Source organism: Paenibacillus sp. J22R3, assembly GCF_056269305.1.
Genome location: NZ_JBWDNS010000009.1, coordinates 36,813 through 62,482, shown reverse-complemented (window position 1 = coordinate 62,482; position 25,670 = coordinate 36,813). Strand labels below are relative to the sequence as shown.

Sequence of the window (25,670 nt, the reverse complement as noted above, 5' to 3'; positions counted from 1 at the left end):
ACGCGAAGGGGGAACGCAAAATGAAGGAGATTTCAGCAGGTGGCGTCGTGTTCCGTAAGGTTGGCAATGAGCTGCAGGTGCAGTTGATTCAAGACCGTTACGGCAAGATATCGCTGCCTAAAGGCAAAATGGAACCGGGCGAAACCATTGAGCAAACAGCCCTTCGCGAAATCGTCGAGGAGACGGGTATGGAAGGCGTCATCGTCTCACCGATTGATCAGATCAAATACAAATACAATCATGAGTCTAAAGGGCTAGTGGATAAGGAAGTTCACTACTATCTCGTGGAAGCAGTTGGCGGTAAGCTTCAGGCGCAGGTGGAGGAAATTCGCGGCGTGGAATGGTTTGAGCCGATGGAAGCATGGCGCAGGCAGAAGCAATCCGGCTACAACAACAATGATCGCATTCTAGCCGGAGCATTGCGCCTGCTTGGATTGAATGTACAGAGCAGCAGCTAATTCAAGTTGCCGACAGTTTCCTTAAACGTGGGAGATAACAAATCGGCAGGGCAATTAACGAGCACAGAACATTAAAGATCGTCTGAGCATGGGCAATTTGGCCGGCAGGCGATGAAGTTAATGAAGCCGCTATGGAGCCGAGTTCACCTGCGAATGGTGCAAATAAGGCAGCTCCGCCGACGTTAAGCAGCACGTGAGCCCAAGCGACGAAACGGCCGGATGGCGTTCCTCCAAGTGCTGCGAGTACGGCAGTAATGCATGTACCGACGTTAGCGCCGAGGACAATCGCGATGCCAACGTCCAGGGGCATGGCGCCGGACTGAGCGAGTCCCATAACGATGCCGATAACGGCGGCGCTGCTGTGCACGGCAGCAGTTAGCACGACGCCTGCTGCAAGTCCCCACAGTACGCTGTCTTCTGCACGGCTCATGAAGCCTTGGAAGAAAGGTGTAGCTTGTACGGCAGGTGCAACGGACTGCATGAGCCCAATTCCAATAAGCAGTAAGGAGAACCCTCCTGTAACGACGGTGCCGTTGCGGAATGGCCTCAGGAAACGGCTAACCTTCTGCCCTGCGCGCGTGCCGCTGCCAAGGCCGACCTCGCCGAAGAGGGCGGTCAGCAGCCAGATGGCGAGCGATAGCTTGAGCAAGGGCCAGCCGAGACTGCCTAGATTAAGGCCGATCAGCTCGGTCGTCAAGCAGGTGCCGATATTGGTGCCCAGAATAATGCCGAGCGTGCGCGGGAAGGTGAGCACACCGGCGTTGACCAGTCCTATTGCAATTACGGTAACGGCTGTGCTGCTCTGCAGCACAGCCGTTGTTGCTGTCCCCACGAGCAATCCGTGCAGCGGCGTAGCAGTGGATTTGCGCAGCACATCCTGCAGACGGTGGCCGACAGAACGATGCATGGCCAGCTCCATCGCCCTCATGCCGAGCATGAAGACGACAAACCCTCCGAGCACGCGGGCTACGATCATGATTAGCATGGCAGTACGCTCCTTTAACAAGAATAACGATACATATGCAACAGACCGGACGAGCATGACAAGTTCGGACCAGGTCAGCTAATGGAAAAGGATGAGGATGAACATGGAACGCGTGAAGGCGAAGGCGATATTGCAGCGTGACCGCAAGAAACGATTGGAGGCCGGGCACCCATGGGTGTTTGCAGGCGAAATTAACCGTATCGAAGGAGAGGCGACTCCCGGAGATCTGGTTGACTTAGTAACGCATCAAGGCAAGTATTTGGCAACAGGCTATTGGAACCCGAAGTCCCAAATTACGGTTCGGGTAACATCCTATAAACCGATCGAAGCCATGGATGAGGCGTTCTTCCGGGAACGTTTCATGCAGTGTGCACAACATCGGAGCCGGTTCGTGCAAGGGCATGATTGCCGGATGGTTTACGGCGAGGCTGATTTTCTGCCGGGACTTATCGTAGATCGTTTTGGAGCTGTGCTTGTTGTACAACTGCTGACGCTTGGCATGGAGGTTCGCCGTGAAGCGATTGTTGCCGCATTGGTTGCTGTATTTGCTCCTCAAGGCATTTACGAGCGCAGTGATGTATCCGTTCGTGAATTGGAAGGCGTCGAGCAGCGGACAGGGGTACTCTATGGGGAGTGTCCGCGTATCGTTGATATTTTGGAAAATGGCTTGCAGATGGAAGTGGATATCGTTGAAGGCCAGAAGACCGGCTACTTCTTCGATCAACGCGAGAACAGAGCTTCTATTGCACCTCTGATGCTCGGCTGGGGTACGCGCAGCGGCATTCAATTGAAGTCTGTCGCAGATGGCGAACCATCTTCGGCTCCGTCAGACGATACCGGCACATTGGCGGCTCTTAACGAAGAGAAGCTAGTCCCCGTCAATGCGAATGGCAAAGTAGTCACGTTCCCGTATTGGGATGGCGCTACAGTGCTTGAATGTTTCGCGCACACGGGCAGCTTCACGCTGCACGCCTGCAAATACGGTGCCAAGAAAGTAACCTGTCTCGATGTATCCGAGCATGCCATCGAAACCGCACGCCGCAATGTCGTTCGTAACGGCTTCGAGGAGCGAGTAGAGTTTGTCGTAGCGGATGCGTTCGAATATCTTCGCAGACAAGTGAAGGGAATCGAAGTGCGTCAAGAGCGCGGCAGTGCGAAGGCAGTGGATACCTCCAAGAAGATGGGGGAAGCAGGCCGTAAATGGGATGTGGTCATACTTGATCCGCCGGCGTTCACGAAGTCGAAGAACGCAATTGAAGGCGCGGTACGCGGCTATAAGGATATCAACCTTCATGGAATGAAGCTCGTGAATGAAGGCGGCTACCTGGTTACAGCCAGCTGCTCCTACCATATGCGTCCCGAGCTATTTCTCGAGACGATCCAAGCGGCTGCCATTGATGCAGGGAAGACACTTCGCTTAATCGATTGGCGCGCAGCGGGCAAGGATCATCCCCAAATCGTCGGCGTCAACGAAGGGCATTATTTGAAGTTTGGCATATTCGAAGTGCGAAGCCGCTAGCAGCATTTGATATTCGTTTTTAACGCTCCCTTACTTAAGTGATCGCTTAAGTAAAGGGGGCGTTTTTTATTGTTTATTAGGGTTGCTGAACCAACACCAACAAAACCGGTGTCATACCACCGCCACCGCCGTCGTGATGATCTCCGCCATGAACAATACTGCTCAAAATACAACATTTGCTCCATGCATCGGGTTGATAAAGAGATATGATGCCGAGAATGCAACATTTCCAATATTTTAGATTAGTTTTAATCAGCTTCTTTGGGGATTGTTGCAGAACGAGCAACAATTCTCTGTTTTGCACGCTGTACTAGGATAAATGTTGCAGAACGTGCAATATTCCAATTGATGAGGGTGGCGGCTTCAGCCAAAAGGGACAAAGAACAATTTACCTTCGCTCAAAACGAACAAATGTTTGTGTTTTCAGATGAAACAAGCTGGGGCGTATGGTAGAATAGGAGAATCGAATAACGAGAAGAGGTTGGCGGATTATGACGCTCCGATTTGTAATTGGCCGGTCAGGGTCGGGTAAGACCCATTATTGTTTGGATCAAATTCGCAGCAACGTGCTGGCACAGCCGGACGGGCCGCCGATTGTCATCTTGGTGCCGGAGCAGGCAACCTTCCAAACGGAATATGCATTACTGAACCATGCAGAGCTGAATGGTTCTATAAGGGCGCAGGCACTCAGCTTCCGCCGTCTTTCGTTCCGGATTATGCAGGAGACAGGCGGTACTGCACTGGTTCCTATTAGCGAGAACGGCAAGAATATGCTGCTTTACAAAATCGTCCACCGCCTTGAGGAGCAACTGCAGCTGTTTAAAGGCAGCGAGTCCCAGCATGGTTTCATCGAGCGTCTTGGCGAGCTGATGACGGAGTGGAAGCGGTACGGGATCGGTACAGATGAGCTTTCCACATTTGTCGAAAGCCGCATGCCTCAGAAGGGCAGCTTGCTGCTTGGGAGAAAGCTTCACGATCTGCAAATGATTTCCTCAGGCCTTGAACGTGAACTGGACGGGCTCTATGTCGATGCCGAGGATTATTTGAGCTGGCTTGTCAAGGGTTATCATCAAGCGCCTTCAATGGCAGATACAGAGATTTGGGTAGATGGGTTTCACGGCTTTACACCCAAAGAATTCGACGCGCTCGGCACCTTAATGAAGTACTCCAAAGGGATGACTGTAACGTTATGCCTGGACAAGCTTTACGAGCAAAGCGAACAGCCGCATGAGCTGGATCTATTCCGGCCGACTGCGGAGACCTATATGAAGCTACGTGATTTGGCAATCGAGAACGGTGTGGAGATCGAGGAGCCGGTATTCCTCGACGGAACGCCGTACAGGTTCAAGGAGAATCCGATGCTTGCGCATTTGGAACGCCACTACGGCGGAAGGAAGCCGATTCATCTAACGGAGACTGAACTGGCGCAAGGGGGCGTTTCGCTTCATGCTGCAGCCAATCGCCGGGCAGAAGTTGAGGCGGTCGCTCGCGATATTACGCGCCGAGTACGTGACGAAGAGCTGCGCTATCGGGATATGGCCGTTATGGTACGTAATGCGCCGGATTACAACGATTATATTAAAGCTGTATTCGCTGACTACGGCATCCCCTTTTTCCTCGATCAGAAGAATGGTGCGCTACATCATCCGTTCGTCGAGTTTATTCGTTCTGCGCTGGAGATCGCGACACACGGCTGGCGTTATGAAGCCGTATTCCGCTGCATTAAATCAGAGCTTCTCATCCCTGAGGACGGCAGTATAACGCGGGAAACGTTTGATTTGCTAGAAAACTATGCACTTGCATCAGGCATGAATGGCAACAGATGGACGACGCTCAGCCAGTGGAAGCCATTAATGCGTGATACGCTGGATGGCGATCCCGTTCAAGCAGGCGAGAATGAGCTGCGGGAATTTGAAGCCATTATGGCCGCAAGGGAAGCGGTTGTACCGATTCTGCGCAAATTCGGCAGAGAGATGAAGAAAGCCGGCAGCGTCAGACAAATGTGCGAGGCCATGTACAGACTGCTGGTTACCATTGAAGCGCCGGATCGTATGGAGCGCTGGAGCCGCAAAGCCATTGCGGAAGGCATTCCCCTTCGGGCGAGAGAGCATCGGCAGCTGTGGGACGGCGTTATGGATTTGCTCGATCAGCTGACCGAAATGACGGGAAGCGAAGCGATGCCGCTAGAGCTGTTCACAGGTATGGTAGAGACAGGTCTTGAGAGTTTGAAGCTAGCATCCGTTCCGCCTTCACTTGATCAAGTACTGATCGGAAGCATGGATCGTACGCGCTCCGGCCAGATCACAATCTGTTATTTGCTTGGCGCGAATGACGGCGTCATGCCGCAGCGCATGCAGGAAGACGGCGTATTGACCGAGCAAGAACGCGAAACGTTGGAATACGGCGGTCTTGTCATGGCGCCTGGCGTACGGCGCAAGCTGCTCGATGAGCGGTTCATGATCTACAATGCGCTTACGACACCGAGCGAGCATCTGTGGATAAGCTGGCCGCAATCGGATGAAGAAGGGAAGAGCTTGCTTCCTTCGGAAATTATCCGCCATATTAAAGGACTTTTCCCCGGCATGATGGAGAAAGGAATCGCAGGCGAGCCTGTCCCGGCTATGCCAGAGTCTGAGCAGCAATCGTTTATGGCACATCCGGAACGAACGCTCTCCTATCTGATTACGCAATTGCGGCTTTGGAAGCATGGAGGCGACATTGCTCCGCTATGGTGGGAAGCTTACAACTGGTTTGCCGTTCGGCCGCAGTGGCAGGACAAGCTGCAGCGTCTTGTATCTTCCTTGCAATATACCAATGAAGAAGTGAAGCTCTCGGCGGAAACCGCTGAGCGATTATATGGAACGCTGCTGCGAGGAAGCGTGTCGCGGATGGAACGATTCGTTTCGTGTCCGTTTCAACATTTTGCGATACATGGACTGCGTCTTCGTGAGAGAACCCTCTACAAACTAGCCGCGCCGGACATCGGACAGCTGTTCCATGCTGCTCTAAACCGGCTGACGGAATCGCTGGGCGACAGCTGGGCTTCGCTCACACCGGAGCAGCTGCGTGAGGCATCGACGGAAATCGTAAACGAGCTGGCTATGAGGCTGCAATCACAAATTCTATTCAGCAGCAACCGTCATCAATATGTAGCGCGCAAGCTGCGCGATATTATTAGCCAAGCTGCGGTTATTCTTGGCGAGCATGCGAGGCGAGCACAGTTTAAACCGGTTGGACTTGAGATCGGCTTCGGGCCGCAAGGTCCTCTGCCGCCGGTTACGATTCCGCTGTCTGATGGCAAAATGCTGGAGATGGTCGGTCGAATTGACCGCGTTGACGCCGCGCAGACAACAGATGGACTGCTGCTGCGAGTTATCGACTACAAGTCTAGCGCGAAACAGCTTCGCTTAGAGGAAGTTGCCTATGGCATGGCGCTGCAAATGCTAACTTACCTGGACGTTCTGCTTACGCATGCGCCGGAATGGCTTGGTCAGCCTGCGAAAGCAGCCGGTGCGTTGTATTTCCACGTGCATAATCCGATGCTTTCTACCTCTAACGGTATGCCCCCTGCAAAGGCGCGCACGGAAATATTGAAGCGGTTCAAGCTTAAAGGGCTGGTACTCGCAGATGAGGAAACGGTCAGAATGATGGACGGAGCGCTGTCGACCGGTTATTCCGAGCTGTTGCCGCTTGCGCTGAAGCGTGACGGCGGCTTCTACAGCAGCTCTTCGGTCGTATCTGATGAGCAGTGGGGAACACTGCGTCGTTCGGTTAGAGGAACACTTCGCCGAATCGGTGATCGAATCGCTGGTGGAGATGTTTCGATTACTCCGTATCGACTGGGCAATAAGACGCCATGTCAATTTTGCGCGTATAAGCCGGTGTGTCATTTCGACCCATTGGTAGAAGGCAATTGCTATACAAGGTTGAACAAGCCGGGTAAAGATGAAGTCTGGGAGCTGCTTGCGAGCGGTGAGGATGCAGGCGATAACATGGATGTGCAAGAGGATACAGGGAAGGAGCAAGAGTAATGACGACAACGTTACCCGAGGGTTCGACAATTCCGCCAAAACCGATTGGCAGCACATGGACGGATGATCAGTGGAGAGCTATTGTGACAGGCGGCAGTAATATTCTGGTAGCTGCGGCAGCGGGCTCAGGTAAAACGGCGGTTCTGGTCGAACGGATTATCCGCAAAATATCGGCTGATACCGATGTCGATCGGCTGCTTGTTGCTACCTTTACGAAAGCAGCGGCCGCAGAGATGAAAGAGCGTATTCGAATTGCGCTTGAGAAAGAGCTGGATCGACATCCGGGTTCTGATCATCTGCGCCGACAGCTTGCCTTAATGGGGCGTGCCTCCATTACGACGCTGCATTCCTTCTGCCTCGATGTCATACGTCGCTACTATTCGCTCATCGGGCTCGATCCCGGATTTCGCATCGCTAATGAGACAGAAGCGGAGCTGCTTCGCATTGACGTGCTTGATGCCATATTCGAGGAGCGTTATGGGGAGCCGGAATCAGAGGAAGGTCAAGCATTCCTTCAACTGGTAGACAAGTTTGGCGGGGAACGCGGCGATGAACCGCTCTACGCGCTAGTAATGAAGCTCTATCACTTCTCGCAGAGTCATCCTTGGCCGAAGGTATGGCTGGAGGAAACAGCGAATGCATTCCAAGTTCAGGATGCGGAAGAGCTCAGTCAAACCGAATGGGTGACGAGCTTGACGGATGCCGTATCGTTGTCTCTGCAAGGCGCAGTTAGCCTGCTGGAACAAGCAGAAGCTTTATCCTACCAGCCCGGAGGTCCCGATGCTTATGGAGAGACGTTTCGAGATGATTTAGCGCTTGTTCGCTCGCTTCTTCATCGTGTTGAAGGTCAGCCATGGACGACATGGCATGAGGGATTTACGGCTGCAAGCTTCGGGAAACTGAAGAGCCAGCGCGGAGATGCATGTGATAAGGCGCTGCAGGAGCAGGCCAAAGATTTGCGTGACCGGGCCAAAACCATTATCGCCGATTTAACAGACGAGCTGTTTACTCGCACGCCGGAGGAGTTTGCTGCGGAGCTGGCTGAGATGGCACCGCTCATGAAGACACTGGCTTCGCTGGCTGATCAGTTCGGCAGCAGGTTCGAAGCGGCGAAGCTGGAGAAAGGTCTAATTGATTTTGGCGATATGGAACACTATTGCCTGCGAATATTGCGGGATGCTGAATCCACCGCCACATCGTTAGTCCCATCAGCTGCGGCTTTAGAGTATCAGCAGCAGTTTCAAGAAATATTGCTCGATGAATATCAAGATACGAATATGGTTCAGGAAGCGATCGTATCGCTGATCTCGCGTTCAGGCAGAGGGAACCGATTCATGGTTGGCGACGTTAAACAGAGCATCTATCGATTCCGCTTGGCGGAACCGGGATTGTTTCTGCGTAAATATAAGAGTTATGGCATGGCTGGTGAAGTGGACGCTGCAGCTTCGGAGATTGTACCTGACGAGCAAAGCAGCGGAGAGTTTGGCGTTCGGATCGATTTGGCGCGGAATTTCCGCAGTCGGCAGGAAGTCGTGGACGGCGTTAACAATGTGTTTCGCGCCATCATGCGCGAGAAAGCAGCGGAAATGGACTACGACGCACGTGCAGAGCTGGTGTGCGGCGCCACGTATCCGTCATCAAGCGAAGGTGGCCCAGCGGAGCGGTATTCGGTAGAGCTTGCCGTACTGGACCGTGGCAAAGGGGAAACGGCAGACCATTCCGCTGAAGCGCAAGAAGAGACAGACTCAGAAGGCGAAGGAATGTCGGCGGCTGATTCTGCGGAAGATTTGCAAACCGTTCAGCTTGAGGCGCGTTATATTGCAAGTCAAATTGTTCGGCTGAGAGGCATGCAGGCAGATGCCGCAAACGCAGAACCGTTCGAGGTGTACGACGGCAAGAAGGGGCGCAAGCGGCCGCTAGCTTGGCGAGACATCGTTATTTTGCTGCGGGCAGATAAGCAGTGGGCGCCGGTCATCATCGAGGAGCTCCAACATCATGGCATTCCTGCCTATGCAGAGCTCAGCAGCGGTTACTTTGAGGCGACAGAAGTCGAGACGATGCTCTCGCTTCTGCGCGTCATAGACAATCCTTATCAAGATATTCCGCTTGCAGGTACGCTTCGTTCACCGCTTGTCGGACTGACGGGGGAAGAGCTTGCACTTATTCGTATAGCAGCGGGTCGCGTTTCCTACTTTGAAGCGGTCAGGAATGCTGCGGATGATCCTAATATGCCTGAAGAAATGCAGCGGAAACTGCAAATTTTCTTAGCATCGCTTGAAGTGTGGCGGGGAGAGGCTCGGCAGGGATCACTGGCCGATTTACTATGGCGAATCTATCGCGAGACCGGCTATTACGACTTGGCAGGCGGCATGACAGGCGGCCTTCAGCGACAAGCGAATTTGCGCGCGCTTCACGACCGGGCCAGGCAGTATGAAGCGACAACGCTCAGAGGATTGTTCCGCTTTCTCAGATTTATTGATCGGATGCGCGAGAGCGGCGGTGACCTCGGAACGGCAAGAGCGCTCGGGGAGCAAGAAGATGTCGTGCGCATTATGTCTATCCACAAGAGTAAAGGGCTGGAGTTTCCGGTCGTCTTCGCCGCGGGTTTAGGCAAGCAGTTCAATAAACGTGATCTTAGCAGTCCGTTCCTCATGCACAAACAGCTGGGATTCGGGCCGCGTTATGTAGACACAGAGCTCAGAGTCAGTTATCCGACATTGCCGCACCTGGCGATCAAACAGCGTCTGGCAATGGAAACGTTGGCAGAAGAGATGCGGATCCTGTATGTAGCCTTAACACGGCCAAAGGAGAAAATGTTCCTTGTCGGAACGGTCGCAGACGCATCGAAGCAGCTGCAGCGCTGGGAGTCAGCACTGGATGCGGACGGCGGATTGGCGGATTTCCGTATCGCCGGGGCGTCGAGGTTTCTGGATTGGCTCGGACCGCTTGCAATGGGAGCGGGAATTCCGACGGTTATGGTGAGCGAGAAGGATGATTTCCCAACTGATGAAGTCGTAGAAGATGATGCAAAGATTATCTCTTTCCGAGATTGGCGGACTGCTGTCGTTCCGGCTTCAGTGCTAGGGCTTGAAGCGGCGGCCGGTACAGTGGAAGAAACCGAAGAGGCAGCAACAATCGCTGAGCGGATGCAGGCCGTTCAGGAGCTTGTTCCATTGCCTGAGTCGCCGGAGGCGGCAACCGAGATAGAAAGACGACTAGGCTGGCAGTATCCCTATACTGCGGCTACGATGACGGCAGCCAAAACATCCGTAACCGAGATGAAACGGCTGCATGCCGAAGCCGGCATGGATGAGGCGGCGTTTCTGCTGCCGGAGCTGGCGGGAGACGATGGCTTGGCCGGCTTTGGATCCGCGGAAGAAGCTGAACTTCATGAAGCCGTGTCTGAGGACGAGGCGCTACCATCACCACCTGGGATTGAGGAGCAGGTAGAGTTTCTTTTTGACTTGGAAACGGAAAGTTTGGTTCATGAAGAGCCGAAGGCAAGGCGTCAAGTAGATGAGACATTAGATAAGGGACAGCAAACCGGACATCGTGATTATACCTTCCGATTGCGCCGTCCGAAGTTCATGGAGGAAACGGCTTTAACGCCAGCCGAACGGGGGATGGTCAGCCATCTTGTCATGCAGCATATTCAGCTGGCGGATGAAATATCGGAAGATACGGTTCGTGATACGGTCGCAAGTCTTCGAGAACGAAATATGTTGTCTGCTCAGCAGGCGGCGGCTGTGGATATTACGGGTTCGGCGGCATTTTTTCTAAGTGATGTCGGCCTTAGACTGCTCCGGGCGCAATGGGTGCGACGTGAGACGCCGTTTAGCTGCACGTTTCCTGCGGATCGTGTGTATCCGAATGCATCTCATGTGCTGAGTGACGAACCGATCCTCATTCAAGGGGTTATCGACTGCTTGTTTCAAGATGAAGAAGGCAGACTTGTGCTGCTCGATTATAAGACAGACCGAATTACGATGAAACGATGGACGGAAGCGGCGGAGCGTCACCGTTTCCAGCTCACGCTGTATGCGGAAGCGATTCAGTCTATTATTGGACGCAAGATTGATGAATGTTATGTGTTTTTCTTCGATGGTGGAGAAGCGGTTAAATTGTTTTAAACAGAAGGGACGGGGAAACAAGCGATGCGTATACTGCATACGGCAGACTGGCACTTCGGGCGGTCGCTCGAAGGCCGCAGCCGACTAGAGGAACAAGCGGCTTTCGTTGATGAGCTTGCCTCTCTCGTCAAGGAAGAAGAGATTGATTTGGTGCTGCTTGCAGGTGATGTCTATGATTCAGTCAACCCGCCGGCAGCGGCGGAGCAGCTGTTCTACGAAGCGGTTGCCAGATTGGCCGAGGGTGGGAAGCGGACCGTTGCGGTTATCGCTGGCAATCACGATCATCCGGAGCGGGTGTCCGCATCTGCTCCGCTTGCAGCTCGAAGCGGCATTCGACTGGTCGGCATGCCGACAGACCAACCGATCATCGTCGATGTTGCCCGTACCGGGGAGCAAGCGGTTATTGCAGCATTGCCATATCCATCGGAATCCAGGCTGCGCGAGCTGCTAAGTGAAGCGACCGATGAGGCGCAGCTGCGCACGGCTTACTCGGAACGAGTAGGGCGACTAATGACGCAGCTTGGCGGTGCTTTTCGAAGCGACACGGTGAATTTGGCGATGAGCCACATCTATGTACTTGGCGGTTTGGAGACCGATTCCGAGCGTCCGATTCAAATCGGCGGTGCCTATACGGTTGATCCGTCCGCGCTCCGAATCGGCGCGCAATATGTAGCGCTTGGTCATTTGCATCGTCCACAGCGGGTAGCCGGGGATGAGACGATGCGTTACAGCGGTTCACCGCTTGCTTACAGCTTCTCAGAAGCAGGGCAAACGAAGTCGGTTACGGTATTCGATGCGGAGCCGGGTAAAGTGGTAGTGCCGCAGGAGATATTGCTTAGCTCAGGCAGACCGCTGGTGAGCTGGAACGCCAAGGGCGGTCTGGCCGAAGTGTACAGCTGGCTGGAAGAAGGACGCGATTCGCGTGCATGGATTGACCTTGATGTGTGGATGACCGAAGCGATGACGCTTCAGCATATCCAGCAGCTGCGTAAGCTGCATGACGGACTGATACATATTCGTCCCATCTATCCGGAGTCTGCCGAGGCGATGGAGTCAGGTGAGCGCTCACGTGAGCAATTGCCTGCCGAGGAGCTGTTCAGGCGATTTTTTGCCAAGCAGACCGGTGGCGGGGAGCCGGATGATCCAACCGTTCAGCTGTTCTTGGCACTTATTGCCGAAGAGGAAGATTTGCAGAGTGGCGCTATGCCGGCAGATCTTGATGGAGGTGAGAGCGCATGAAGCCGATATCCCTTCGATTAAGCGGATTACAGAGTTATCGGGAACCGCAGGAGGTCGACTTCGAACGGCTGACCGAAGCCGGCGTCTTCGGTATCTTCGGTCCGACCGGCAGCGGGAAATCCAGCATTCTTGACGCGATTACGTTAGCGCTCTATGGCAAAGTTGAACGAGCTGCGAACGGAACACAAGGCATTATGAATCAAGCGGAGAAAACGCTCGCGGTGTCGTTCACGTTCGAGCTCTCCGGTGCCGGCGAGAAGAAGCGTTTCCGTGTTGAGCGGCAATTTAAGCGCGGCGGTGACGTGTCCGTCAGCAATACGGTCAGTCGTTTCGTGGAGATTACCGAAGCCGGCGATGTCGTTCTGGCGGATAAGCTCGTTGATGTTACGCGCTGCGTGGAAGCGCAGATTGGTCTTCATATGCAGGACTTCACGCGCGCGGTTGTTCTCCCGCAAGGGAAGTTCGCCGAGTTTCTGTCGCTGACCGGCAAGGACCGACGCTCGATGCTGCAGCGCTTGTTCCGCTTGGAGCGTTTCGGCGACGGGTTAGCGCTGAAGCTCAGCCAGCGCATGAAAGCGGCGGAAGCCGCGCTGAATGAGGCGGCGGCCGAGCAGCTGGGCCTCGGCGACGCCTCGGCCGAAGCGGTGGCTGCCGCGGAGGCTCGCTACCGCGAAGCGGCAGCCGCAGCTGCGGCGGCGCGCGCCGCGCTGGCGGAAGCGGAGCGGCTGCACGCGGAGCGGCTGCATGTGCGCGAGCGCCTCAGCGCGCTGCAAGACAAAGAGGCGCTGCAAGCGCAGCTGCTCGCGGAAGCGCCGCGCGTCGCGGAGCTCGAGCGCGAGCTTGCGCGCCTCGCCGCCGCGGAGCGGCTCGCGCCCGCGCTCGGCGCAGCCGCCGCGGCCGAGGCGGCGCTGCGCGCTGCCGCCTCGCGCCGCGAGGCCGCCGGGCTGGCGCACGCTGCCCGGCTGGAAGCGGCCACGGCCGCAGCCGCCGCGCGCTCGGCGGCAGCCGCCGCGGCCGCGGCGGGCGAGCCGCGCCTGGCGCAGCGGCTCGAGCAGCTCGCGCAGGCGCAGCGGCTCGAAGGCGAAGCCGCCGCGCTTGCGCGGAGCGTCGCGGCCGGCGAGCTGAGCGCCCGCGACGCGGAAGAGCGCAGCCGCAGCCATGGCGAGCAGGCTGCCAAAGCGCAGGAGATGCTCGGCAAGGCTGCGGCCAAGCAGGGCGAGCTGCGCCGGGAGCTGAAGGCGGTGGAGCTCACCGCCGAGGATCGGGACAAGCGTAATGCGCTGAGCAAGCGGCTGCAGCAGCACAACCACCTTGCTGTGCTAGCTTCGACTGCGCAAGATGAACGGAACGCAGCGGCGGAGCTGCACAATCAAGCGAAGCAACGGATGGAAACGGCGCAAGCGGAGCAGCGTGAAGCTGAGAAGGAGCTGCTTGGACAGCTTCAGCAGTTGAAGCCGGTACATGCTTCGTTGACAGGCTTGAACCGCGAGCTGAGCGAGTGGAGCCGTTCGCTGCCGCAATGGTTGGAGCGTGTCCGTAGTGAGCAGCGTGAACAACACCGGCTGCAGCTTGCCGCGCAATTACGGGAGGGATTAATCCAAGGGGAGCCATGTCCGGTGTGCGGATCATGCGTCCACCCCAGTAATCACGGGACTGCCACCGAGGATGAAAACTCCGCCGGTGATACGGTCATTGCTGCATGGGAGCTGGTGATTCAACAAGCGCAGCAGCTGCAGCTGCGATTATCGCCCCTGCAAACCAAGGCTAGTTCAGCGATGGATAGATTGACGGATGCGATTGATTCCGGCTCGATGATGATAATGATGGATACGGCAATGCCAGAGGCTGCTGCTACAGCCGAGGTCACCGAAAGGCTTACATCGGATGCAACAGCAACAGCCTCAGCCGAAGCACTGGCCGCTCATCAATCGGCTTTTAAGGCAATTGCTGAGATGATAACCATGCATGAAAGCTGGCTTGCGAATGCGGAGAAAGGTTTTGCAAGCAGCCGATTGGGGTTTACAGATGCCAATCGCAGGAGTGAACAGATCTCCAACGACTACCGCACGCAAGCTGCACTCTCTGACCGCGCACAGGCTCAATATGTGCAATCCGCAAAGGAATTGATGCAGGAACAGGCTTTATGGCTGGAGCAGTTCGGAGCAGCATTGCAGCCGTCGCAAGGGGAAGAGCGTCTGCAAGAGCTGGAGCAGCGGGAAACGGCTGCCCTTGAATTGAGGAGCCGCCTCGAGCGGAGCGTCAGCTACATCGAGGAGACGACGAGGACCCAGCAAGAAAGCTCGAATCAGGCTCAGGCGGCACAGCTGGAATTCGCTGCTCTATCGGCAACGCTTGCTGGCCAACAGCAGCAGTTAGGAGAGAAGCGAAACCAACTGCAGGGGATAACCAACGGAGCTCCGGCGACTGGCTTAATTACGGAGGCAGAACAAGAACTGACTATGCTGCGCGCGAATCTTAAGCTGCTTACCGAGCGGCACGAAACCGCACAGGAAACGCTGTCGGAAGCGGCGCAGCAGCGAAGTGCTGCTGAAGAGGCGGAATTCGCGGCTGACAACAGAAATAAGGAAACGAGCACCGCTTGGCAGGAAGCCTTATCGGCCTCTCCGTTTGAGAGCAGCGAGGAAGTCACTGCTTTGCAGCCGATGCTTGTCCATCAAGCCCGAATCAAGGAAGATGTCGCTAAGTATCATGAAGCACAGCAGCAGCTTGCCGCGCAGGTTGAGCTGCTTCGGGATCAACTTCAGGGACGCAGCCAATCCGAAGAAGAGTGGGTAGAAGCGGTTACGCTGCTGGAGCAAGGCCGTTTGATGAATGAGAGCATGCTGCAAGCGGCAGCGAAAGCCGAACGGGATGTGGACGAGCTCAAAGCGAAACAGGAGCGGTGGAACGGCTTGGAAGCGAAACGTCTGGAGATGGAGCAGCTTTGCGGCAGGCTGAAGTCGCTGCAAACGGTGTTCCGCGGGAATGCATTCGTGGAGTATGTCGCAGAAGAGCAGCTGGTTCAAGTATGCCGAGCAGCTTCTGAACGGCTTAGCTTCTTGACGAAGCGCCGCTATGCGCTTGAAGTCGATTCCGGAGGCGGCTTTGTTATCCGAGATGATGCCAACGGCGGTATACGTCGACCGGTTTCGACGCTCTCCGGGGGTGAAACCTTCTTGGCCTCGCTGGCGTTGGCACTCGCATTGTCCGGTCAAATTCAGCTCCGCGGCAAATATCCGCTGCAGTTTTTCTTCCTGGACGAGGGATTCGGAACGCTGGATCCGGAGCTGCTGGATACGGTTATTACGGCGCTGGAGAAGCTGCAGAACGATACGCTGTCGGTAGGCGTAATCAGTCACGTACCGGAACTTCGGGCACGCTTGCCAAGAAGGCTTATCATTACGCCAGCCGAGCCTTCCGGCAGAGGCAGCAGCGTTGAACTCGAAACGATGTGACGGATCTGTTAACGTTGCTCCAATCCGGTTGCATTCCCATGCGGAAAACGCTAACTTAGTGGAGGGCCCTAACGAATAGGATAAACGTGGGTGCCAATCCTGATTTGAACAAACCTTTTGGAGGTAACACCGTGGAGGAGCACAAGCCCAAACGACCGATTTTTACGCCAGTCGTCCTTATCTTGCTTACATTTAGTTTAATTGGCAATGTGTTTCTATACAGCCGCACGATTCAACATGATAAGGATGCGCGCATCAGCCGTGGGACTTCGATTCTGCAGTCCGGCAATGACGCCAAGCTTTATTTTGATCAAGTGACGTCTGGAATTGAGGATTTGCTGAAGCATCAGGATATCCCGACCCGATTGGCGGCCAAGAGCTTGCTGATCGCCGCGTACCATAAGAGCTCTGCCATCGCGACCTTTATCAAAGAGGCGGAGACCGTGAACGGCACGCCGTTTCCTACGACCAACCGCAATGCGGCGACGTTCTTAGAACAATCGGAGAAGTCACTGCAGACGCTGGGCAATCACACGGGTCCGCTGACGGACGAGGAACGGATCTATTTGAAATCACTATTAGCCGTTAATCAAGCTTGCGCGGCTGAGATGGCAACTTTCAAGCATGATACGATCTCCGAAACGACCTCGCTGACGATTCTTGTCGATGATAAGTGGGTCAATTCGGCCAAGAAGCTGGTGGAATTTATGAACAAGCCGGCGAATGTTATGTTCGGCAAGTAGACGAAGCTCTCGCGCCACAAAGGCTGTTCCCCCATTGCGGACAACGCACAGGAGGAGCAGCCTTTTTCCATCCCTCACCCATTCCTCAATTCTTTATCCCCTTCGAAATAATCTCAACATCAACCTTCGTCTGAAAATCGGTTTTCGGATAATCAGTCTCCCAATCGATCGATTTCCAATAAACAGGCTGGAAAGCGATTAAGTCTCGCCCGATGCCAAGTGCATCAGAATTCGCGCGCTGAAGGACATGTCTGCCCGTATCTTTCTTCGCTCCTATATTTCTTAGAAGCCCTCAATCAGTCGATCCGCCTATTGTCCTGTATCGCGACGAATGGCTAGACTCTATTAAAAGCCGTTTCAATTTCTAACGGTTGTCAGCGAGCCTATTTCATGCAAAATTCGACTTTTGAAGCGCTAACGGTTGCTACAGAGGCTATATACAATGAAAGACTCGATTTCGATTAGAAAATGGCCATTTAAGCTCTGTGGCAACCTTTAGAAAATTAAAAAGGGCATTTTAGGCAAAATAGCCGCTGGTACAACCGTTACATTTTAGAGGTGGTTGTTGTTGAGTTCTTAGTCATGAGTTGACTCAGATAACATCGCTCCTGCCAATGCTAACAACGAAACGAGTTCGAAGCCAAAGTTTGCTCTTGAGCTGACTGCAGCAAACATACAAGCATGCCAAAATTAATATCGTGGATTTCTATGAATATGAAGGCGTGGTAAGTGTACTGAATCCATCATAAAAAAGATGACTCCGCAACTGGTTATTCAGTTGGAGTCATCTTTTTCGCTATTATAACACCTCTCTAAAGCTCCACAGCGTGTCTGCTTAGTCTTCGTTGCCTACACGTGCAATAACTCTTCTACCAGCCGCTCCGCTACCCGTCGACCGCTAGAGAAAGCCCGCTCGGCCAGCTCGCCTTTACCTTCGCAACCATCGCCGCAGAAATAGAAGGGCATACTTTCGATCCGGTTCGGCACCAGTCGGTTGCTTGCGATATTTTTTACGCTCTGTACCATTGCTTTCTTCGATACCCGTTTCACGGCAACGGCATCCCGCCAGTTCGGATAATGGCGATCGAATAAGGACTCCATCTGCTGCGTGCGCTCTTCCAAGTAAGCTTTACGGTCTTCATCGCCGCTGTTCTCATCGCTTAAGTAGGCAATGCCCTGCAGCAGCTGACCGCCCTCCGGCACGAGGGTATGGTCTGTGGCAGATACATCGGAAATAAACAGCTTATGGTTCATATCGCTGATATAGCTGAACGGCCTCGCTACAACGTGGTCCAATCCAATGTCGTACACCATGACTTCGGTTGCCGTATTATGCTCATATGGCGCTAGGAACGGCTCCCAAGGCGTTCCGCGCAGCAGCTTGACGACCTGTTGAATCGGCATCGCGAATATGACGCGATCGAAGGTTTCTTCCCGTGCCTTAGTTTTCAGCACGTACTTGCCTTGCTCATAACGGATGCCGTCAACGCCTTCCTGAAGCGCAATTGACCAACGCTCGGACAAATTGACTTTGTCGCGCAGCTGATTCGTAATAACCGCCCAGCTGCCCAGCACGTAATTTACAGGTCTGTGCGACAGAAACAAATTATGATAATAGTCACTAATAACGGTACCCGGTACACGGCGCGCATCCTCAGGCGTAATGAAGAAATTGCTGCACACCAGATGCTCCCACAGTTCTTTCACATCTTCAGCGGCACCTGATTCGGCTAAGTAATCACCGAGCGTTGCGTAATGTTTAATTTGGTGGATATTTGCCATAATGGCAGTAATTTCACCGACGAATCTGACCTTCTGCATGGCTGTCAACAGATCTGTTTTTACTAAATTAACAAAATCAAGCGGAGCAGGTGTCAGATGCTCGCCTTTCTCATACATTACTTTGCGTTTGTCCACCTGTTTGCTGCTGAAATCCAATTTCAGCTCGCGTTCCATGACCGACAGCGTATGCCTGTCCAAGCCATAAATCGCATGTGCCCCATAATTTAGCGTGAAGCCGGCCTTCTCATACGTAAATGCACGTCCGCCAAGCTGCGGACTCCGCTCGAATAGTACACCTGTGACGCCGGACTGCTCTGATAAGTATGCGGCTGCGGTCAAACCCGCAAGTCCCCCGCCGATTATGGCAACCTTCATTTCCGATCTCCTCCTAGTGACAAGCGGCCGGGTTCTTGCATGCAAATGTGCAGCATGACGAGCAGCTCGTCCAATCCTTCCCTTGGCAACTTATGTTCTTGTACATTATACGCCGCTTGTTTGAGGCCGATCTATCTCATTTCTGACTGAAAGACTTGCCGAATCGGCATCGGTTTTCTAAGGGACTCCAGCCCATTTTTAGCATGCACAGGCGCCATTTGCCTACGGGCGAATATCATGGTAGGAGAATGAAGGAGGTCATGATCCGCATGGAAAAGAAAGTTTCAACGTCGCCGGTAGGGAAAACCCCTAACCAGCCGATGTCCAATAAGTCGATGTCAAACAAATCAATGCCTAACAAATCGATGCCAAACAAGTCGATGCCTAATCAGCCCATGCCCAAGCAGTCAACGGCTGTGATGCCGGCTCACCACGACAACAAGCCAATGGTCATGCATGACATGAAGAAAATGTGCCAAGATCATATGCATCGATACGTGTTTGTGCAAACGCACGACGGCTGGTGCTGCGATGGAATCGTTGAACATATCGACGACGAATGCGTGTGCATTGCTGTACCGTATTGCGGTCCGCATATGGACCGTGGGTTCTTCCCGGGAGGAGGAGGCGGTTTCTTTCCCGGAGGTGGATTCTTCCCCGGAGGCGGATTCTTTCCGCGCCGCCGGTTCGTTCGGCAAGTGTTTCCGCTTGGCGCACTGCTTGGCTTATCGCTGCTTCCGTATTATTGGTAAGCAGGAGAATTGTTCCGTTTCTGTTACAGCCGGCGTTCCACGGGGCGCTGGCTTTTTGCATGTTCAAACCGTTATTCTGAATTGGACTTGCCCTTTATTATTCGCTATGATGGACGAAGAATCGTAAACTCGTGAAAAGGAGCAGAGTCATGGACTGTATATTTTGCAAGATTATAGAAGGTACCATTCCTTCAAACAAAGTGTTCGAGAATGAGCGCATACTTGCTTTCCACGACATTCAGCCGCAAGCACCTGTACATACGCTGATTATTCCGAAGAAACATATCCCGACGATGAATGATGTTACGGATGAGGATGACGCAGTAATGGCGGAATTATTCGCGGTTGCACGCCAGCTTGCTAAGGAACAGGGGATTGCGGAATCCGGCTACAGAGTTGTCAATAACTGTAACGGGGACAGTGGACAAATCGTGTTTCACCTTCACCTTCACCTGCTCGGAGGAGAGAAATTAAAGCCTCTGGGTTAAGTGTATAAAAATAGCACAGTCTTTCAAGTTGACACTGCCTTTCCTTATAACATATAATTTAGTTTGATGAACCGTGTTAACTTTTACTGGACGGTCTGATTCGGAGGGAGGGAAAACTGGTGTCTGAAACAAAAGTTCGCAAAAACGAGACGATCGATGCTGCACTCCGCCGCTTCAAACGTACCATCGCAAAGGATGGCGTATTGGCCGAGGTGAAGAAACGCAAGCATTATGAGAAGCCTAGCGTAAAGCGTAAGTTGAAGTCCGAGGCTGCGCGTAAGAGAAAGTTTTAGGAGGATCCTTCCACAATGAACCTTAGCGAACGATTAAACGACGATATGAAGCAAGCGATGAAGAGTCAGGAGAAATTCAAGCTCACTACAATTCGAATGATACGAGCATCTATCAAGAATTTGGAGATTGACTTGAAACGTCCGCTTGAAGACGCTGAAGTGCTTGATATCTTAAGTCGTGAGATCAAACAACGTAAAGATTCCCTCCAAGAATTTCAAAAAGCCGGCCGCGACGATCTCACGAAAGATGTCGCAGCAGAAATTGAAATTATTAGTGTATACCTGCCTCAGCAGCTGACCGAAGAAGAGATCAAGTTGATTGTTCAGCAGACCATCCAGGAAACCGGTGCTTCTTCCAAAGCCGAGATGGGGAAAGTCATGAGCGCACTTTTGCCTAAAACAAAAGGGCGTGCTGATGGTAAACTAGTAAACACATTTGTGCAGCAATTTCTGCAATAAACATAGGCTGACAGCCAAGCACTCCCCTTACGGGGAGTGTTTTTTCGTTATATCTGGCCTTACTCCAATCAAGACCTATTGACCATTTGCCTAAACTAGCCCAAAATTGAGGCTAACCTATAGAAACGAGGCATACTGCAGCATGTTGCGTAATTGGAAAGAAATTTTGGTTTTAGCTATTCCATCGCTTGTCTCTTTTGCAAGTATGACGATGACCGGTACCATTAACTTGATTTTGGTCGGACAGCTTGGCGCACTCATCATTGCTATCGTTGGCGTGTCCAACATCATCATGTATAACGCTTTCGCGCTGTTCTCCGGTATCGGACACACCGTCAATTATTTAGTCGCACAGAATCACGGTGCAGGTGATATGAAGAAAGGCATTCAGCGTACGTACATTGCCATGTACATGTGTCTTATTTTTGCGGTGCTGATTGCTGTAGTCGGTTGGATCGGTGCAGATGATATTTTGCGCTGGACCGGCGGCTCCAAGGAACTCGTTGAAACCGGTGATTTCTATTTGGAGCTGCGGTTTTATGCCATGTCCTTCGGTATTGTCAATTTCGCGTTCCATGGTTTTCTACGCGGAATAGGCGCAACCAAATTGTCCATGGTCGTTTCGCTGCTCGTCAACGTACCGATTATTCTGCTCACGTACACGCTCACCTTCGGCCATTGGGGAATGCCCGACCTCGGATTAACGGGAGCCGGTATAGCCATATTAATCGGTGAAGGTTTGCAAACGCTTATTTGCGTCTTTATCTTCTTCATTGTGCTTCACAAGAAGTACCAAACTCGCAGCCGGATTGCTTTCGCGATCCAATGGGTGGAAATGAAGCTTCTTATGATCGAGAGTGGAAAGCTTGGCATTCAAGAATTTTCACTTAGCATCTCGATGTACATCTTTACCGCATTCGTGGCAAGGCTCGGCGATCATGCGCTGGCCGCCAATGAAGTGGCATTAAGCATCATGTCCTTTGGATTCATGCCTGCATTTGCGTTCGGCTCGACCGCGACCATTCTTGTCGGTCAGCATGTCGGCAAAGGCACGCCGCTCAAGGGACGCCGAGTCGGTACCGATACCGCGATATTAGGCTCGATCTTTCTTATATTGCTCGGCACGGTCGAATTTATTTTCGCCAAACAGATTACGCATCTCTACACGAGTGATCCCGAGGTCTATAAACTTGCAGCGTATTTGATTCAGGTGTCTGCATTCCTGCAAATCTTCGATGGACTTCTGAACTTCTATGCAGGCGGTCTTCGCGGAATTGGCGATACAACGTTCCTGCTTCGCGTATCCTTCGTCGTAAGTTGGTTTATTTTCGTTCCGCTTGCCTATGTGTTCATCTTCGTCTTTCACTGGGGCAGTATGGGGGCGTGGCTTGCACTCTACGCATTCCTCATGGTATTCGGCATAGCTGTGATGGTGAGGTTCTATCGAACAGATTGGACCGCTGTGCGCCTGAAGGAAGCCAGCCACTAATAACTGAAACGAATTGGTGTCATGTACGTAACATTAACTTAGGAATTAAGCTTGTTAATGTACAAGGAGGGACTGGCGTGCAGCAAGCCCATAGGTGGAGATTGAAATTGGTGCTGCCTGCTCTATTGGCGCTGCTTTACATGTTGGCGATGGCTATTCCGGCCTTTGCCGCAGCAGGGGACTCAGACAGCGCAACAGTAGGCTCAACCGTTTACGTCGTGAAAGTGAAGCAGACCGTTGAATCCGGATTGCAGAAGACACTTGAGCGGGCTTATCAAGAGGCTGAAGAAGCTAAGGCTAAACGCATGCTGCTCGTTCTCAATACACTTGGAGGGCGGCTGGACAGTGCTCTCGAGATCGGGGAACTAATCAGAACGAGTAAAGTGCCAACCACGGTATATGTGCAGGGGAAAGCCGTTTCGGCGGGGACATACATTGCACTAAACGCAGACCAGATTATCATGCAGCCCGGCAGTACGATTGGTGCGGCAGCGGTTGTTGATGAATCGGGTGAGTTGATCACGAATCCGAAGACGCTTTCCTTCTGGACCGAAGAGATGAAAGCGGCAGCACTGCTGAATGATCGCGATCCTAATATTGCGGCAGCTATGGTGAATCCGAATCTGGAGCTTGAATTAAGCTCTCTCGGGCGGACGAAAGCCAAGGGCGATATTCTTACGTTATCAGCCGGGGATGCGCTTAAAGTAGGCTATGCGGAGTATACAACGGAGACAGTTGACGACGCGCTCGCGAAGTTGAACCTGCCGCAGCCGAACATTGTGAATTACGAAGTTAGTGCAATGGAGCGGGTCGGACAATTCTTAACCCTGCCAATCGTAATGACGCTGCTGCTTATTATTGGAATAGCAGGCGTTACGATTGAGCTGATGATGCCGGGGTTCGGAGCTCCGGGTATTATCGGAGTCATCGGTTTCGGATTGTATTTCTTCGGCCATTACATTGTCGGTTTTGCAGGACTTGAGGATGTGATCCTGTTTATCATCGGGATCTTGCTGCTTGTATCTGAACTGTTTGTACCGAGCTTCGGGATACTGGGCATACTTGGTTCCATATCGTTGATTGCCAGTGTGCTGATGGCAGCGCCGAATCCGAAGTCAGCCGGTTTATCGCTCATCGTGGCTGTCATCGTCGCAGGCATTATCGTGTACATCATGGCCAAACGATTTGCACATCGCGGAATATGGAATAAATTCATACTTCGCGATCAGCTGACAACGGCTGAAGGGTATGTCTCTACAGCAAGCAAAGTATCGTATCTGGGGATGAATGGCAAGACGCTTACACCACTGCGTCCTGCAGGAACCATTCGTATTGGCGACAGCCGGATTGACGTTGTCACATCAGGCGAATTCATTCCATCCGGTGCCGATGTCACGGTCATTAAAGTCGAAGGCGCGAGAGTTGTAGTCGCCCAGATTGATGAGAAGAACTAATTAATTGGAGGGGTTTACATGACACTGGATCCAACTGTAACGATTGTAATTATTGTAGTGCTTGCGGTCATCGCATTATCCGTATTTCTAACCTTCTTTCCAATTATGCTTTGGATCTCTGCACTTGCGTCTGGTGTGCGAGTCGGGATTATTACGCTCGTTGCGATGCGCTTGCGCCGCGTTGTCCCCAGCCGAATCGTCAACCCGTTAATTAAAGCGACGAAAGCCGGTCTTGGGCTTACGATTAATCAACTGGAGAGCCACTTCTTGGCGGGCGGTAATGTTGACCGTGTCGTCAACTCCTTGATTGCTGCACAACGCGCGAACATTGATCTGGAGTTTGAACGTGCTGCGGCAATTGACCTCGCAGGCCGTGATGTACTGCAAGCGGTTCAAATGAGCGTTAACCCACGTGTTATCGAGACGCCTACGGTTGCGGCAGTAGCTAAGAACGGGATTGAAGTGAAAGTTAAAGCGCGTGTTACGGTTCGTGCGAACATTGAGCGTTTGGTTGGCGGTGCCGGTGAAGAAACCATCATTGCGCGTGTCGGTGAAGGGATTGTAACAACAGTCGGTTCTTCTAACTCTCATAAGGACGTTCTGGAGAATCCGGATCTGATCTCGCGTACAGTACTTGGCAAAGGTCTTGATGCCGGAACGGCCTTCGAAATCTTGTCGATCGATATTGCGGATGTTGATGTAGGCAAGAACATCGGTGCGCATTTGCAAACGGAGCAAGCGGAAGCGGACAAACGGATTGCACAAGCGAAAGCCGAGGAGCGCAGAGCGATGGCTGTTGCGCATGAACAGGAAATGAAAGCGCGAGTTGTAGAAATGCGTGCACTCGTTGTGGAATCCGAGTCTCAAGTACCGCTAGCTATGGCTGAAGCGCTTAAGCAAGGCAAGATTGGCGTACTCGATTATATGAATTTCAAGAATATTGAAGCGGATACCAGCATGCGTAATTCAATTGGTAAAACAGACTCATCGTCGCCGGAAAAAGAAGAACGTTAATCGCTGACCCATTCTTGAGATGAAAACGATAATCTGAAGGGGGTGAGCGTTTGAATGAACTGATCAAGCTGTTGGTTTCCAACATCTACGTCGTCATTGTGCTCGTAGGTTTCCTGCTCACGCTCGTTAACAAAATGAGAAATAATAAGCCGGGCAATCCGACGACCAATCGAATGCCTACGTTTGGAGGAGAGCCTCCTCTAAGACGGCCGACTGCGCCTCCCGTGGTCACTCGGCCGGCGCAGCCGCAAAGACAGTCTGTCCAGCAGAGAGCCGTAGAGCCGCCTACTGAGCCGCGACAAGGCGTATATAAGTCGAAGTTCGATACAACCGGTGAAGAAGGCGTCAGTTCGGAATATGCGGATTCTGATTTGCTGCGGCGTACCGTGCCGCCGGTTCGCGGGAATGACAGAGCGCCGCTTCCGAAAGCCGCTCACATCGAGCAGAAGAAGCAAGCGGATACCTTCCGCGTTCCGCAAGGCGATGAGCTGCGCCGTGCATTTATATTGGCAGAAGTGCTTGGTGAACCGCGTTCGAAACGGCCGCTGCGCAGATAACGGAATCGAAAGCAAATGGCTGTATGAAGCTGAATCAAGCAGAACCGACCCGATTGGGTCGGTTTTTTTGTGTTTGATCGGAGTGAACGGCGCCATATTCCTCATATTTGGGGCCGCTCTCGCATAATTTGGTACAGTACGGGAAGGGGGCTTCTGCCTGCATGCGCCGATTAAATCGCAAACTGCGTAAGATGGCTGCGGATCTGCTTGATCTGCCGCCGGATGTCGTAATGGATTTGCCACGATTAACGATGATCGGCGACCGCCAATTATACATCGAGAATCACCGCGGCGTACTGCATTTCTCCAGTGACAAGCTGAGGCTTGCGCTCAGCAAAGGAGAATTGGAAGTAACGGGCAGCGAGCTGGTTATTCGAACGATTTGGACAGAAGAAGTTTTCATAGAAGGGGTTATTAAACATATCGAAGTGCGAGAATAGGGGGCAA

19 protein-coding genes are annotated in these 25,670 nt (G+C 52.9%); 16 read left to right on the top strand and 3 right to left on the bottom strand.

The window, feature by feature from the left end:
* Positions 1-20: 20 nt before the first annotated feature.
* On the top strand, positions 21-458 hold the full coding sequence (locus tag AC0YN4_RS28365; RefSeq protein WP_475779144.1) for an NUDIX hydrolase: 438 nt from the start codon (positions 21-23) through the stop codon (positions 456-458).
* A 1-nt stretch (position 459) separates the two neighbouring features.
* Here AC0YN4_RS28365 and AC0YN4_RS28360 read toward each other — a convergent pair whose 3' ends face one another.
* Entirely contained in the window at positions 460-1,443 is a 984-nt protein-coding gene (locus tag AC0YN4_RS28360) for a Na/Pi cotransporter family protein (RefSeq protein WP_475837337.1), read from the bottom strand.
* Between the two features lie 103 nt (positions 1,444-1,546).
* Here AC0YN4_RS28360 and AC0YN4_RS28355 point away from each other — a divergent pair, with 103 nt between their 5' ends.
* The 6 genes from AC0YN4_RS28355 (at position 1,547) to AC0YN4_RS28330 (ending at position 16,560) form a co-directional block, all read left to right on the top strand.
* Positions 1,547-2,962: a class I SAM-dependent rRNA methyltransferase gene (locus tag AC0YN4_RS28355; RefSeq protein ID WP_475837336.1), complete on the top strand. Its 1,416-nt coding sequence runs from the start codon at positions 1,547-1,549 to the stop codon at positions 2,960-2,962.
* 491 nt (positions 2,963-3,453) lie between these two features.
* Positions 3,454-6,993, top strand: a complete 3,540-nt coding sequence (addB, locus tag AC0YN4_RS28350) for a helicase-exonuclease AddAB subunit AddB (protein ID WP_475837335.1) — start codon at positions 3,454-3,456, stop codon at positions 6,991-6,993.
* A complete protein-coding gene (addA, locus tag AC0YN4_RS28345) occupies positions 6,993-11,123 on the top strand; it encodes a helicase-exonuclease AddAB subunit AddA (protein ID WP_475837334.1) in 4,131 nt (1,376 codons plus the stop codon). Before addB ends, addA begins: the two co-directional genes overlap by 1 nt.
* 24 nt (positions 11,124-11,147) lie before the next feature.
* Positions 11,148-12,362: an exonuclease SbcCD subunit D gene (locus tag AC0YN4_RS28340; RefSeq protein WP_475837333.1), complete on the top strand. Its 1,215-nt coding sequence runs from the start codon at positions 11,148-11,150 to the stop codon at positions 12,360-12,362.
* Positions 12,359-15,817, top strand: coding sequence for an AAA family ATPase (locus tag AC0YN4_RS28335; protein ID WP_475837332.1), 3,459 nt, complete (start codon positions 12,359-12,361; stop codon positions 15,815-15,817). The genes AC0YN4_RS28340 and AC0YN4_RS28335 overlap by 4 nt, the downstream gene beginning before the upstream one ends.
* 131 nt (positions 15,818-15,948) lie before the next feature.
* Complete coding sequence (locus AC0YN4_RS28330) at positions 15,949-16,560, top strand: hypothetical protein (RefSeq protein WP_475779151.1); 612 nt, start codon at positions 15,949-15,951, stop codon at positions 16,558-16,560.
* 85 nt (positions 16,561-16,645) lie between these two features.
* On the opposite strand, the gene AC0YN4_RS28325 is transcribed toward AC0YN4_RS28330, so the two are convergent.
* The gene (locus tag AC0YN4_RS28325; RefSeq protein WP_475837379.1) at positions 16,646-16,837 is read right to left on the bottom strand and encodes a Ger(x)C family spore germination C-terminal domain-containing protein; all 192 of its coding nucleotides are present in this window, start codon (positions 16,835-16,837) and stop codon (positions 16,646-16,648) included.
* Positions 16,838-17,409: 572 nt separating this feature from the next.
* Positions 17,410-18,717 carry an FAD-dependent oxidoreductase gene (locus AC0YN4_RS28320; protein WP_475837331.1) on the bottom strand — a complete coding sequence of 436 codons (1,308 nt, stop codon included), beginning with the start codon at positions 18,715-18,717 and terminating at the stop codon, positions 17,410-17,412.
* Positions 18,718-18,986: 269 nt separating this feature from the next.
* On the opposite strand from AC0YN4_RS28320, the gene AC0YN4_RS28315 reads away from it, so the two are divergent.
* The 9 genes from AC0YN4_RS28315 to yqfC all read left to right on the top strand — a co-directional run bounded on the left by AC0YN4_RS28315 (position 18,987) and on the right by yqfC (position 25,663).
* Complete coding sequence (locus AC0YN4_RS28315) at positions 18,987-19,469, top strand: hypothetical protein (protein WP_475779154.1); 483 nt, start codon at positions 18,987-18,989, stop codon at positions 19,467-19,469.
* Positions 19,470-19,618: 149 nt separating this feature from the next.
* Positions 19,619-19,957 (top strand): histidine triad nucleotide-binding protein, encoded by a 339-nt coding sequence (locus AC0YN4_RS28310; RefSeq protein ID WP_475779155.1) that lies wholly within the window; start codon positions 19,619-19,621, stop codon positions 19,955-19,957.
* A 119-nt stretch (positions 19,958-20,076) separates the two neighbouring features.
* Positions 20,077-20,250: a 30S ribosomal protein S21 gene (gene rpsU, locus AC0YN4_RS28305; protein ID WP_090573672.1), complete on the top strand. Its 174-nt coding sequence runs from the start codon at positions 20,077-20,079 to the stop codon at positions 20,248-20,250.
* Positions 20,251-20,265: 15 nt separating this feature from the next.
* Positions 20,266-20,709 (top strand): GatB/YqeY domain-containing protein, encoded by a 444-nt coding sequence (locus AC0YN4_RS28300; protein ID WP_090979935.1) that lies wholly within the window; start codon positions 20,266-20,268, stop codon positions 20,707-20,709.
* 142 nt (positions 20,710-20,851) lie between these two features.
* Positions 20,852-22,198 carry an MATE family efflux transporter gene (locus AC0YN4_RS28295; RefSeq protein ID WP_475779156.1) on the top strand — a complete coding sequence of 449 codons (1,347 nt, stop codon included), beginning with the start codon at positions 20,852-20,854 and terminating at the stop codon, positions 22,196-22,198.
* 77 nt (positions 22,199-22,275) lie between these two features.
* Positions 22,276-23,652 (top strand): NfeD family protein, encoded by a 1,377-nt coding sequence (locus AC0YN4_RS28290; RefSeq protein WP_475837330.1) that lies wholly within the window; start codon positions 22,276-22,278, stop codon positions 23,650-23,652.
* A gap of 18 nt (positions 23,653-23,670) precedes the next feature.
* Positions 23,671-24,666 carry a flotillin-like protein FloA gene (gene floA / locus AC0YN4_RS28285; protein WP_475779158.1) on the top strand — a complete coding sequence of 332 codons (996 nt, stop codon included), beginning with the start codon at positions 23,671-23,673 and terminating at the stop codon, positions 24,664-24,666.
* A gap of 50 nt (positions 24,667-24,716) precedes the next feature.
* The gene (locus tag AC0YN4_RS28280; RefSeq protein WP_475837329.1) at positions 24,717-25,223 is read left to right on the top strand and encodes a hypothetical protein; all 507 of its coding nucleotides are present in this window, start codon (positions 24,717-24,719) and stop codon (positions 25,221-25,223) included.
* Positions 25,224-25,384: 161 nt separating this feature from the next.
* Entirely contained in the window at positions 25,385-25,663 is a 279-nt protein-coding gene (yqfC, locus tag AC0YN4_RS28275) for a sporulation protein YqfC (RefSeq protein WP_090979929.1), read from the top strand.
* Positions 25,664-25,670: the final 7 nt, after the last annotated feature.

Coding starts and splice junctions, on each gene's coding strand:
- AC0YN4_RS28365 (WP_475779144.1), top strand. CDS start 21: ATGAAGGAGATTTCAGCAGGTGGCGTCGTGTTCCGTAAGGTTGGCAAT.
- AC0YN4_RS28360 (WP_475837337.1), bottom strand. CDS start 1,443: ATGCTAATCATGATCGTAGCCCGCGTGCTCGGAGGGTTTGTCGTCTTC.
- AC0YN4_RS28355 (WP_475837336.1), top strand. CDS start 1,547: ATGGAACGCGTGAAGGCGAAGGCGATATTGCAGCGTGACCGCAAGAAA.
- addB (WP_475837335.1), top strand. CDS start 3,454: ATGACGCTCCGATTTGTAATTGGCCGGTCAGGGTCGGGTAAGACCCAT.
- addA (WP_475837334.1), top strand. CDS start 6,993: ATGACGACAACGTTACCCGAGGGTTCGACAATTCCGCCAAAACCGATT.
- AC0YN4_RS28340 (WP_475837333.1), top strand. CDS start 11,148: ATGCGTATACTGCATACGGCAGACTGGCACTTCGGGCGGTCGCTCGAA.
- AC0YN4_RS28335 (WP_475837332.1), top strand. CDS start 12,359: ATGAAGCCGATATCCCTTCGATTAAGCGGATTACAGAGTTATCGGGAA.
- AC0YN4_RS28320 (WP_475837331.1), bottom strand. CDS start 18,717: ATGAAGGTTGCCATAATCGGCGGGGGACTTGCGGGTTTGACCGCAGCC.
- AC0YN4_RS28315 (WP_475779154.1), top strand. CDS start 18,987: ATGGAAAAGAAAGTTTCAACGTCGCCGGTAGGGAAAACCCCTAACCAG.
- AC0YN4_RS28310 (WP_475779155.1), top strand. CDS start 19,619: ATGGACTGTATATTTTGCAAGATTATAGAAGGTACCATTCCTTCAAAC.
- AC0YN4_RS28300 (WP_090979935.1), top strand. CDS start 20,266: ATGAACCTTAGCGAACGATTAAACGACGATATGAAGCAAGCGATGAAG.
- AC0YN4_RS28295 (WP_475779156.1), top strand. CDS start 20,852: ATGTTGCGTAATTGGAAAGAAATTTTGGTTTTAGCTATTCCATCGCTT.
- floA (WP_475779158.1), top strand. CDS start 23,671: ATGACACTGGATCCAACTGTAACGATTGTAATTATTGTAGTGCTTGCG.
- yqfC (WP_090979929.1), top strand. CDS start 25,385: ATGCGCCGATTAAATCGCAAACTGCGTAAGATGGCTGCGGATCTGCTT.